A 3,132-nucleotide genomic window follows, 5' to 3' on the forward strand; every position below is an offset into this window, starting at 1 on the left:
CATTGGCCAAATTTTGCTTTTTCCTGTATGCGGACTTGCTTGCCCTTCTGCATATTTTCCTTTTAAAAAATATGGATTGTTCTCGCTTAATAAAAATCTTCTGGTATTTTGGAATAACTCATCAGTTGGTTTGTGCGCTCCCAAATAGGCTAAAGACATTAATGAAGGCACATTAGCATCATCCATAAATAACTTATTTCCAAAGCCATCTACTTCATAAGCATATATTTTTCCAAAATTTAAATGTTCTGAAACTGCATATTTTTGAATAGCTTCATCTACTTCTGAAGCCATTTCTTTACAAATAGTTGCAAACTCATTTTCATCTAAAACATTTTTATAAATAATAGCTAATTGTCTTAAAGAAAGTACAGCAAATATATTTGAAGGAATTAAATAAGGATATAATGTTGAATCGTCTGAAGGTCGAAACATTGAGCAAATTAATCCGTTTGTTTTTATAGGTCTTCCAGTTCCTTCAAATGGTGGTGAATCTATTACCGAAGTTGTTTCTCGACTAAACCTATAGTCCGACTCATTATCTTTACGTTGTTCTGTTTTAAATGTTTTTACAATTAAACGCATTGCTTTATCCCAATCTTCATCAAAAACAGAAATGTCTTTGGTAATTTGATAATATTCATTTACCAATCGAATTACATAACACAACGAATCTATTTCCCATTTTCGTTCGTGAATTCCAGGTAACATTTGAGTTATATCTGACTTCCATTTCGATATTTTGGCAGTATCTTTATAAAAAGCATTTGCATACGGATCTAACAACACACATTTTACTTGCCTGTTTATTAAACCTTTAATTAATTGTTTTAATTTTTCGTCTTTTGAAATTAATGGCATATATGGCCAAACTTGTGCCGTAGAATCTCGCAACCACATCGCATCAATATCTCCAGTAATTACAAATGTATCTGGTTTTCCATCAATAATTTCAAAATCTATAGTTGTATCTAATGTATTTGGAAAACAGTTTTCGAACATCCAAGCCAACTCGTCATCTTGTATTACTGATTTTAATTTTTTAATAGTATTTTCTACTTCAATACTCGTAAAATTTCTTTCAGAGATAATTGGTCGTTTACTACTAAACCTATCTTGCTCAAAAGCTAATATATTTTGTGGTAATATCATTGTTCCAGCTGCAACTAAAGAGCTATTTGCAATAAATTTTCTACGTTTCATAATATAAGAATTAATTAAGTTTTATTTCAATAAATACGGGCAAATGATCCGACGGATATTTACAGTCTTTAGAGTCGCTTAATACGGCATATTTTTCAACAGAAATATTGTTTTTACTTGTAAAAATATAATCAATTCTAGCTGTTATTGGGACATTAAAATTAAAACCATTAAATGTCCCTTCTGGTCCAAAAGGCGTTAAATTACTAACTTTTTTTGAATCGTTTAATGCTTTTGAAAGTTGCTGAATTGGCCCCGTTTCTGGAGTTAAATTAAAATCTCCTAAGACCAAAACAGGAAAATTACTTGAATTAAATTCTGTTATCTTTTGAAGTATTAATTCAACACTTTTTATTCTAGCTTCTGTTCCAATATGGTCAAAATGAGTATTAAAAACATAAAATTGTTGCTTTGTTGCAATAGTTTCAAATAAACCATACGTACAAATTCGTTCCATTGAAGCATCCCAACCTACAGATATTTCGCTTGGTGTTTCACTCAACCAAAAAGTATTATTTTCAATTACTTTAAACTTTTTTGAATTATAAAAAATAGCACTGTATTCTCCTTTTGTTTTCCCATCATCTCTTCCAACTCCAATATAATTATAATCAACAAAAACACTGTCTAAATATGTCACCTGATCATTCAATCCTTCTTGAATTCCAAAAATATCGACTTCATTAAAAGCAATTTGATTACTCAAAAACTCTTTTCTATGAGACCATTGGTTTTCACCATCATTCGGATTATTATACCGAATGTTGTACGTCATAATATTCAAATTTCCCATTTCTGAAGAACAAGAAACTAATACAATTAACACTAGTAAATAGCTAATTTTTTTCATGTGCCTTAATTTATTGGTGAGAATTTTATTGCTTGTCCGCCACCAGCTGCTAATTTTAACTTTAAAACTGTTTTTGAATCAACTTCTTCTGAATAAATTTTAATTGTTTGTGGATTTGTTTTCCAATCGGCATCATTTCCATCAGCATAAATTTCGGCAAAATATTTTTTATCAGCATCTAAAAATGATAATTCAATTTCTAAGGTTCGTTTATTTTCGTCTGTACAACTTCCTAAAAACCAATTATCGCTATTTTTTTCTTTTCTAACAATAGTTATATAATCTCCAATTTTACTGTTTAGCACTTTTGAAACTTGCCAATCAACTCCAAAATCTCTAATAAATTTAAATGCAGGTTGATTTTCATAGTTTTCAATCAAATCAGATGCCATTTGCATTGGACTGTATAAAATTACAAACAGACTTAACTGTTTTGCCAAAGTTGTATTTACTCTTGAGGTTCCGTCATCTAAATCGTTCCACTTTACTCTGTTTTTGGCATTTTTAAATAAAATATCAAAAGTTCCAGGTGTATAATCAAAAGGTCCAGCCAAACTTCTTGTAAAAGGTATAATTGTATAATGTTCAGGCGGATTTCCAGAACTCCAAGCGTTCCATTCCATACCTCTAGCACCTTCTCTAGTCATCATATTCGGATAGGTTCTTCTAATTCCAGTTGGTTTTATTGGCTCGTGCGCATTCACCATAATTTGATATTTTGCTGCTACTTCCACTACTTTTCTGTAATGATTTACCATAAATTGCCCATGATGAAATTGTCCTTTGGTTTGTATTCTTCCAGCATATCCTGTTTTTACAGCCTTTACACCTAAATTATGATACATAGAAAATATTTTATCTAAATTTTCTTCAAAATAAGCTGCATCGCCACCAGTTTCTACATGACCAATAAAATTGATATTTTTTGCTTTTGCATAGTCTGCAATTTCTTTCAAATTGAAATCTGAATAAGGTGTTACAAAATCAAAAGCTCCTTTTTTACCCCAATTTTCCCAACCTGTATTCCAACCTTCGACCAAAACTCCTGAAATATTATTATTGGATGCAAAATCTATATA

3 protein-coding genes are annotated in these 3,132 nt (G+C 30.5%); all 3 read right to left on the reverse strand.

The genetic code is table 11. The annotated features are described in order from the left end of the window. The coding region (locus tag AB1Z17_RS06945) for a glycoside hydrolase family 125 protein (RefSeq protein WP_368051072.1) at positions 1-1,203 on the reverse strand (1,203 nt) is incomplete at its 3' end. Between the two features lie 10 nt (positions 1,204-1,213). Beyond that, on the reverse strand, positions 1,214-2,053 hold the full coding sequence (locus AB1Z17_RS06950; protein ID WP_368051073.1) for an endonuclease/exonuclease/phosphatase family protein: 840 nt from the start codon (positions 2,051-2,053) through the stop codon (positions 1,214-1,216). A 5-nt stretch (positions 2,054-2,058) separates the two neighbouring features. After that, a partial coding sequence (locus tag AB1Z17_RS06955) for a glycoside hydrolase family 97 catalytic domain-containing protein (RefSeq protein WP_368051074.1) occupies positions 2,059-3,132 on the reverse strand: 1,074 nt, incomplete at its 5' end.

The organism is Lutibacter sp. (assembly GCF_040883305.1).
Classification (GTDB): Bacteria; Bacteroidota; Bacteroidia; order Flavobacteriales; family Flavobacteriaceae; genus Lutibacter.